Below are 8,789 nucleotides of genomic sequence, written 5' to 3'. Positions count from 1 at the left end.
CTTGCAAAAAGAAAACAAGGTATGGTAAAGTAATACGCGGTGGCGCAGTATTCTAGTCAGCCGCTTCGACTCATAAGACGGGCCTAAAAATCCGTAGAAAGGCACATCGATGAAGTCCCTGGTGTTTGCTTCTTACGCCCAGTTTGGGGTGGATGCTGGGGGTTAAGGTTTTAGGATGCTTCCCAATGGCATGGGAATATAGTTCCTATTTCCGTGGAGACCGTTTGCTGTAGAGAACCTATACACCTTCGGGTTGATGGATTCTTTACGGAATCGGAATAAACCTGCAATGCGGTGCGAATGCAGCTTTGACTGCAAAGACGCTGTGTGCAGCGTAGCCTGCCTTGCGTGAGTCTGGGGGATCGGGTGTCCGCAGATGCGTGGTCATGGCCATGATCGTCTCCTGTATTGACCCGTGAAACCTACCTTGCAAAAGAGGCTAAGAATCGGAGTGACTGTCGCGGAAATCGCCTAGACTGTCGTAATTGGGCAGGCAGAGGATTGCAGTACGGACTAAGTGGCAATTCGGTCCCGGAATCGGTAACGACCCGGCAAAGACCATAATGGGAAACCGCCAACTGGCAACGGTTGGTCGTCTCTGGGGAAATCCAACCGAACCTCAAGCCGTAAGATTTACTCTGCCTGCTGCCACCCTCGTTGTATAAACATACAGAAGCGCTATGTTGCCAGAAATGAAACATTACTGGTAATGCGGCGCTTTTTTCGCGCCTTTTTGGCATAGATTCAGAAAGAAATCCAAATCGCTTGACATACTATGCAATTCATCTTAAAATATTTAGAAGAGAATAAATACAAACATCGTGAATATGGAGGGCAGATCACTTGGACAGTGACACAGGTAAACCGAAAAAGAAAACAAAGCAGAAACAGAGCGGCAATTCCGTCAACGTGCGGTGGATCGCAACGATCAGCATAACCAGCTTTTTTCTGTCTGTACTCATGTCGTACACATCAAAGCGGGCACTGGAGAGCGTAGGCAATATCGTTGCCTTTGTCATTCTGTTTGCCTTTATTGCACTCGGCATCCTTTTTGATATTATTGGTGTCGCATCAACGGTTGCAACGGAAAAGCGATTCCATTCTATGGCGGCGCGGCGCGTCAAGGGCGCCAAGCAGGCGATTTGGATCGCAAGAAATGCAGAAAAGGTCGGCAGCTTCTGCAACGATGTTGTCGGAGATATTTCCGGCATTATTTCCGGCGCGACAAGTGCTGTCATTATTACACGGCTGACGCAGGATGGAACCGATATGCGTTCTGTGATTCTATCGCTGATTATCACAGGCTGCGTATCTTCTCTGACGATTGGCGGCAAGGCGATTGGCAAGACGTTTGCGATTTCTCACAGTGAAGATATTGTGTTTCTTACCGGTCGTGTGTTATCGGTCCTGCCATGGAAAAAATAAACAGATGCCGCTGATTTCAGCGGCATCTTATTGGAATTTGGGGTTAAGAGATGGAAAAGCAGAAAGAGACGATGCGATATGGTCTTTTGGATCGAGACGATTTGCCCTCGATGCTGGGATCGCTGACAAAAGAACAATTGGATGAGCTTTGCGGAGAAATTCGGCAGTTTTTGCTAGATCATGTCTCTCAGACCGGCGGACATCTGGCGTCGAATCTTGGTGTCGTAGAACTGACAGTAGCCCTGCATCGCTGTTTTGATACATCACGAGATCGTCTGATTTTTGATGTAGGCCATCAGTGCTATACACATAAGATTTTGACAGGGCGAAAGGATCAGTTCGGTGAACTGCGTCAATTGGGCGGTATTTCTGGATTTTTGAAGCCGTCGGAATCAGTACACGATGCTTGCATTACCGGCCATGCATCCTGCTCGATTTCCGTTGCGCAAGGCATGGCGCACGCCCGCACGTTACTAGGCGAAGATTATTCCGTCGTTGCAGTCATTGGCGACGGCGCGCTGACCGGCGGCATGGCGTATGAAGCGCTCAATTCTGCCGGAGCCAGCAAAGAACCACTCATTGTTGTGCTCAATGACAATAATATGTCCATTGATAAGAATGTCGGCGCAATGAGCCGTCATTTGCAGCATCTGCGCGTACAGCCGGAGTACATCCGCATGAAGCAGGATGTCAAACAAGTGCTGGATCGTTCCCGCGTAGGGGAACGGGCAGCAAATTGGATTTCCCGTTCCAAACGAGCGGTAAAATCTATGGTTCTGCAATGCTCTATGTTTGAGCAGATGGGCTTTACCTATTTGGGACCGGTAGACGGTCATGATGTACTTGCAGTCTGCGATTTGCTGAAAATAGCAAAGGACATGAAAAAGCCGGTGCTGATTCACGTGAAGACACAGAAGGGCAAGGGCTACAGCTACGCAGAACAACACCCGAATAAATATCATGGTGTTTCTAAATTCAATATCGGAACCGGTCAGCCGCTCAAAAAATCTGCGACCAATTTTTCGACAGAATTTGGCAAAGAATTGGTGCGCTTAGCAAAGACTGACGTGAAAATTTGTGCGATTACCGCGGCAATGCCGTCCGGTACAGGGTTAGGAACCTTCTCTCAGCTGTATCCGCAGCGATTTTTCGACGTCGGCATTGCGGAAGAACATGCGGTTGCCATGACCGCAGGTATGGCAAAGCAGGGACTTCGGCCGGTTTGCGCGCTGTATTCTACGTTTTTGCAGCGAGCGTATGACCAACTCATTCACGATGTAGCGATTGATCGCGTGCCGATTATTTTGGGCATTGATCGTGCGGGCATCGTCGGAGAAGACGGTGCAACACACAACGGTGTGTTTGATGTGGGATTTCTGCGTCAGATTCCGAACATGACGCTGCTCGCACCGTCGAGTTATGCAGAGCTGCGCGGTATGCTGCGAGCAGCCGTTGCGCACACAGAAGGCCCGATTGCCCTGCGGTATCCGCGTGGTGGAGAAGGTACCTATCAAGAGGACCATTGGCAGGGACAAAGTGCAGCCTGTCTGCGCAAGGGCACCGATATGGTACTTATATCATACGGAATTATGATAAATGAAGCATTGCAAGCAGCGGATCAGCTCCAAGAGCACGGCATTCACGCAGCAGTGTATAAAATCAATATCTTGACCGCGGATTTTTCTGAGGAACTGCTACGGGATATACAGACCTGCGGGCGCGTCGCAGTTATTGAGGACGTTGTGCACGCAGGCGGCATCGGTCAGGCATTGACGGAACAATTGGCATTGAAGCAGATGCAGACGAAATGGATTCGTCTGTTCAATACTGACAGCAGCTTTGCTCCGCAAGGCGCTGTGCGACAGATTTATGAATATTACCATTTAGACGGCAACACAGTTGCCAAGACCTGTTTGGAGGCTATACAGCATGAAAAAGAAGAGACTGGACGTTCTTCTGTTTGAAAAAGGCATGGTGCCGTCCCGGGAGCGTGCCAAAGCGATTATTATGAGCGGCATTGTCTATGTGAACAATCAGAAAGCGGACAAAGCTGGCATGAGTATTCCAGAGGATGCCGAAATCGAAATCCGCGGAAAGACCAATTCGTTTGTCAGCCGCGGCGGACTGAAAATCGAAAAGGCACTCAATTATTTTCAGATTGATCCGAAGGATCTGTGCGTGATGGACATCGGTGCATCGACAGGCGGCTTTACTGACTGCCTGCTGACGCGCGGTGCGCGCAAAGTCTATTCGATTGATGTCGGATATGGTCAGCTTGCCTGGAAGCTGAGACAGGATCCGCGTGTCGTTTGTATGGAGCGAACCAATATTCGCAAGGTGACACCGGATATGCTGGATGATGTCCCGGACTTCGCCGTGATTGATGTGTCTTTTATCTCGCTCAAGCTGGTGCTGCCGGTAGTTGCACAGCTGTTAAACGAGCATGGACGCATTGCGTGCCTGATTAAGCCGCAGTTTGAAGCTGGCAAGGGCAAAGTCGGCAAAAAGGGTGTCGTACGCGAGCCGGAAATTCATCTGGACGTACTCAACGCGTTTGTCGAAAATGCACACGAAGCAGGTTTCCATATTTATAACTTGACCTTCTCACCAATCAAGGGACCGGAAGGTAATATTGAATTTTTGGGATACATCGGAAAAGATGGAGAAGATGCTGACATTGACACGGCGGCCTTGGTGGAAGAGGCACATGGAGCATTAGATAAACATGACGAATGAACGCTTACAGCATCCAATTAAAAAAGTCATGATCTGGCCGAACACCGGCAAAGAAGGCATGGGCTTGGCGGTTCGGCAGGCGGCGGATGTCATTCGGGAATTCGGTGCAGAAGTCATTCTGGCGGAGCGTGCATTGGAGATCGGCATTGATACCGATGGATTTCTCGTGCATACCTTGCAGAAGGCGATGATTGAAGCAGACTTCATTGTGGTGCTCGGTGGAGACGGCACGATTCTTTCGATGGCACAACATGCAGCACCGTATCATGTGCCGATTTTCGGCGTCAATATGGGACATGTCGGTTTTATGACCGAAGTGGAGTTTCCGGAATTCCGCATGATTCAGCGTGTTTTTGAAGGAAATTATACCATTGATGACCGTATGATGCTGGATGTCGATGTCACGCGCGGAGATCAGCTGGTATATCGTTCTATGGCACTCAACGAAGCCATTGTCAAAACCGGCTCGATTTTCCGTATCAGTCTGCTGGACATTTTCTGCGATAATCAAGCGGTCTGTTCTCTGCATGGCGACGGTGTCATTGTTGCGACACCGACGGGCAGTACGGCGTACTCGCTGGCGGCAGGAGGGCCGATTATCGAGCCGTCTGCGGAAAATATTTCGGTGGTACCGATTTGTCCGCATGAAGTAAACGCGAAATCGTATATCTATTCTCCGCATCGAGAAATCAGCATTGAACCGCGATTTTTTAACGATGCAACGATTTTTGTGTCCTGTGATGGACGCAGAGGATTTGAACTGATGGACGGCGACCGCGTATCCATTCGCAAGGCTCCGTTTTGCACGCAGCTGCTTCGCGTCAAGGGAAATAGCTTCTATTCGCTGTTAAATGAAAAGCTGACCATTCGGCGCGTATAAAAGGTGAATCATCATGAAATTTCAACGCCAAGCAAAAATTCTGGAGCTCATTGAAACCAATGAGATTGAGACGCAGGAAGAGCTTTCTTCGCGCCTACGTCTGTTGGGCTATGAGACGACACAGGCAACGGTTTCCCGCGACATCAAAGAACTGCGTCTCATTAAAATCCTGTCTCCGTCCGGAAAATATCGCTATGCGACATCAACGCAGGAAGCGGAAAACAGTTATGCGAGCCGCTTGCAGAACATTTTCCGAGAATGTGTTACCAGTGTGGCGGCTGCACAAAATATTGTCGTGATTAAGACATTTCCGGCATTGGCACCGGCGGCAGCCAATGCGATTGATGCCATGCGTCTGCCCAATGCGCTAGGGTCGATCAGCGGTGATGATACGGTATTCATCGCGATGAAAGACAACGAGAGCGCCGTAGAATTTTGCGAAGCAACCAAGAAAAACTTGAAATAAAAGAGGTGCCGATATGCTGAGCCTGCTTCACATTGAGAATATTGCAATTATTGAACAGGCAGATATTGTCTTACAGCCGGGATTTACTGTGCTGACCGGTGAGACAGGTGCCGGAAAATCCATTATCATTGATTCGATTGGCGCGATTTTAGGACAGCGCACCAGCCGAGAACTCATTCGCAACGGTGCAAAAAAAGGCTTTGTCAGCGCGGTGTTTGAGGATATTCCGCCGGCACTGAAGCGACAGCTGGAAGAGCTGGGACTGGACACGGAAGAGGACGGAACCGTTCGCATTCAGCGAGAATTGTCCGCGGAAGGACGCAGCGTGTGCCGTGTCAATATGCGCCCGGTATCTGCCTCTGTGCTTAAGACGCTGAGTCCGTATTTGATTAACATTCACGGTCAGCATGATGGACAAAAGCTGATGCAGGAAGAATATCACATTGACTTTCTGGACAGCTTTTTTGAGGCAGAACCATTGCTGGAGCAGTTTCGGCCGATGTATGCCAAACTGCACACCCTGCGCAGTAAAATCCGCGAGCTGGAAAAAAGCGGCCAGCAGCGCGAACAGCGCATTGACATGCTGCGATACCAAATGGAAGAAATCGCGGCAGCAGAGCTGAAAGCAGGGGAAGAGGAAACACTGACGGAACGGCGGCAGTTTTTTGAAAACGCCGGACAATTGGCATATTCCCTGCAAGCGGCGAGCAAGCTGCTTTCCGGCAACGAAGAAGACGATGGTGCTATGGATTTGCTTTCCCGGGCGGCGGATGAACTGGCAGATGTAGCAACGCTGTCTCAGGATTTGAATCATTTATCGCAGAAAGCGGAAGAAATCCGGTATCAAGTAGAGGATCTGGCAGCATCGGTTGCGATGCTTGCGGCAGATGTTGATTTCTCGCCGCAGGAACGCGATGCAGTAGAAGAGCGTTTGGATACCATCTATCGCTTGCGCCGCAAATACGGCGCGACAGTCGAAGAAGTGCTTGCATACTATGACAAGGCTTCTAAAGAACTGGGTGAGCTGGAGAATGCAGATGACCGCAAGGATGAAATGATGGAAGAATACCATCAGACGCTGACAAAAGCGCGGGAAATTGCCGGAGAACTGTCCAAACACCGCCGTCAAGCGGCAGAATTATTGGAAGCAAAGATTGTCGAACAGCTGAAAGATCTGGATATGCCAAAAGTGCGGATCAGCATTCAGGTATCCAGTCAGACCAAGCTCAATCCGCATGGCATGGACGAAGTTCGTTTCTTAATTTCGACCAATCCGGGCGAGCCGGTTAAGCCGTTGTCTAAGATTGCATCGGGCGGTGAGCTGTCCCGCATTATGCTGGCGATAAAAAATGTCTTGACGCAGACGGAAGATGTGGGTACACTTATTTTTGATGAGATTGATACCGGCGTCAGCGGCAGAGCGGCGCAGAAGATTGCCCTCAAGCTGGGGGAGATTTCGCGCAGAAAGCAAACGCTGTGCGTCACACATCTGCCGCAGCTGGCAGCGATGGGAGACCATCATCTGCTGATAAAAAAATCATTGTCAGAGGAATATACATTCACAGATGTATTCAATCTGAATGAAGAAGAACGCGTGGGAGAGCTGGCGCGAATGCTGTCCGGTGACGCCATCACCGAGCTTTCCATGCAAAATGCTGCCGAGCTTTTGGAGCGGGCAGCGGCAAACAAGAAAAAGTAACCGGATCATCGGTTTGCTTATAAACAAACAGAAAGGGTTTCAAAACGATGTCACAAGTTTACGAAGAACTTCAGGCACGTGGCTTAATTGCCCAGTGCACAAACGAGGAAAAAGTCCGCGATCTGCTGGATAACCATCAGACTGCATTCTATATTGGTTTTGACGCAACAGCTGATTCGCTGCATGTTGGTCACTTCTTGCAGCTGGTTGTTATGTCTCGCTTACAGAAGGCTGGCCATCATCCGATCGCCCTCATCGGCGGCGGCACGACCATGATCGGCGATCCGACCGGCAAGACCGATATGCGTAAGATGCTGACCAAGGAGCAGATTGACCATAATGCAGAATGCTTCCGCAAGCAGATGCGCAGACTGGTCGACTTTGACGACAACAAGGCAACCATGCTCAACAATGCCGATTGGATTTTGAAGTTCAACTACATGGACTTCCTGCGCGAAGTAGGCGTTCATTTCTCTGTCAACCGTATGTTGACGGCTGAGTGCTTCAAGACGCGTCTGGAAAAGGGCTTGAGCTTTATCGAGTTCAACTACATGCTGCTGCAGAGCTATGACTTCCTGCATCTGTACCGCACCATGGGCTGCCATCTGGAGCTGGGCGGCGATGACCAGTGGTCGAATATCATCAACGGCGCTGACCTGATTCGTCGTGTCGACGGCAAGGATGATGCATACGGCCTGACCTTCACCCTGCTGACCACTTCGGAAGGCAAGAAGATGGGCAAGACCGAAAAGGGCGCTGTATGGCTCGATCCGGAAAAGACTTCTCCGTATGAGTTCTTCCAGTACTGGAGAAACATCAATGATGCGGATGTTATCCGTGTCATGAAGATGCTGACCTTTATGTCTCTGGAAGAGATTGCAGAGTACGAGAAGCTGGAAGGTGCTGGTCTGAATAAGGCGAAGGAGCGTCTGGCATACGAGATCACCGCAATGGTTCACGGCAAGGAAGAAGCAGAGAAGGCAATGAATGCCGCAAAGGCTGCATTCTCCGGCGGCGCTTCTGCTGATATGCCGACCACAGCACTGACCGCAGAAGATCTGACCGATGGCAAGATCGGCGCGATGGATCTGCTGGTAAAGACCGGTCTGGTTAAGTCTAAGAGCGAAGCACGCCGCACCATCCAGCAGGGCGGTTTGACCATCAATGATGAGAAGGTCACCGATGTTTATGCTGACTACGGCGCAGATGCATTTGCCGGAGATGGCATGATTATCCGCAAGGGTAAGAAATCCTTCCGCAAGGTAACGCTGTAATATCGAAAAACAAATGCCGCTCTTCCGGAAACGGGATGGGCGGCATTCTTATGAATTTGTTTACAGAATTATAGTTGAAACGATGGGATAGAACTGATATAATGACCGAAAATATAGATCTTCGTGATTTTTCTTTCCCTTTTTGTATGGGCTATGATATAATAAATCATTGAGAACAAATACTGGACAAAAAATCCGCTCCCAAAAGGAGGAAGAGTGTGTGAATAAGGTTTCCATTCTTGGCGTCAAATTCGATGCCATCACAAAACAAGAAGCGGTACAGCGGGCAATGGATGTGATTCGACAGGG

The 8,789-nt window shown here is 49.7% G+C and carries 7 protein-coding genes; all 7 read left to right on the top strand.

Features of this window, described 5'->3' with window-relative positions:
- Positions 1-843: 843 nt before the first annotated feature.
- From ACR0P9_RS04200 to tyrS, 7 genes are read left to right on the top strand one after another with little or no spacing between them, the layout of a single operon-like run.
- Positions 844-1,425, top strand: coding sequence for a hypothetical protein (locus tag ACR0P9_RS04200; protein ID WP_432617618.1), 582 nt, complete (start codon positions 844-846; stop codon positions 1,423-1,425).
- Between the two features lie 50 nt (positions 1,426-1,475).
- Positions 1,476-3,389: a 1-deoxy-D-xylulose-5-phosphate synthase gene (gene dxs, locus ACR0P9_RS04195; protein ID WP_432617616.1), complete on the top strand. Its 1,914-nt coding sequence runs from the start codon at positions 1,476-1,478 to the stop codon at positions 3,387-3,389.
- Positions 3,355-4,161 (top strand): TlyA family RNA methyltransferase, encoded by an 807-nt coding sequence (locus tag ACR0P9_RS04190; protein ID WP_432617614.1) that lies wholly within the window; start codon positions 3,355-3,357, stop codon positions 4,159-4,161. The genes dxs and ACR0P9_RS04190 overlap by 35 nt, the downstream gene beginning before the upstream one ends.
- Complete coding sequence (locus tag ACR0P9_RS04185; protein ID WP_432617612.1) at positions 4,151-5,041, top strand: NAD(+)/NADH kinase; 891 nt, start codon at positions 4,151-4,153, stop codon at positions 5,039-5,041. The genes ACR0P9_RS04190 and ACR0P9_RS04185 overlap by 11 nt, the downstream gene beginning before the upstream one ends.
- Positions 5,042-5,054: 13 nt before the next feature.
- Positions 5,055-5,507: an arginine repressor gene (locus tag ACR0P9_RS04180; protein ID WP_432617610.1), complete on the top strand. Its 453-nt coding sequence runs from the start codon at positions 5,055-5,057 to the stop codon at positions 5,505-5,507.
- 13 nt (positions 5,508-5,520) lie between these two features.
- Positions 5,521-7,206: a DNA repair protein RecN gene (gene recN / locus ACR0P9_RS04175; protein WP_432617608.1), complete on the top strand. Its 1,686-nt coding sequence runs from the start codon at positions 5,521-5,523 to the stop codon at positions 7,204-7,206.
- Positions 7,207-7,253: 47 nt separating this feature from the next.
- Entirely contained in the window at positions 7,254-8,480 is a 1,227-nt protein-coding gene (gene tyrS, locus ACR0P9_RS04170; protein WP_432617606.1) for a tyrosine--tRNA ligase, read from the top strand.
- Positions 8,481-8,789 lie beyond the last annotated feature (309 nt).

The sequence above is a fragment of the Butyricicoccus sp. genome, assembly GCF_050872565.1.
Classification (GTDB): domain Bacteria; phylum Bacillota; class Clostridia; order Oscillospirales; family Butyricicoccaceae; genus Butyricicoccus_A.
Note: the sequence above shows the minus strand (reverse complement) of the source record. Positions and strands in the feature narration are given on the sequence as shown.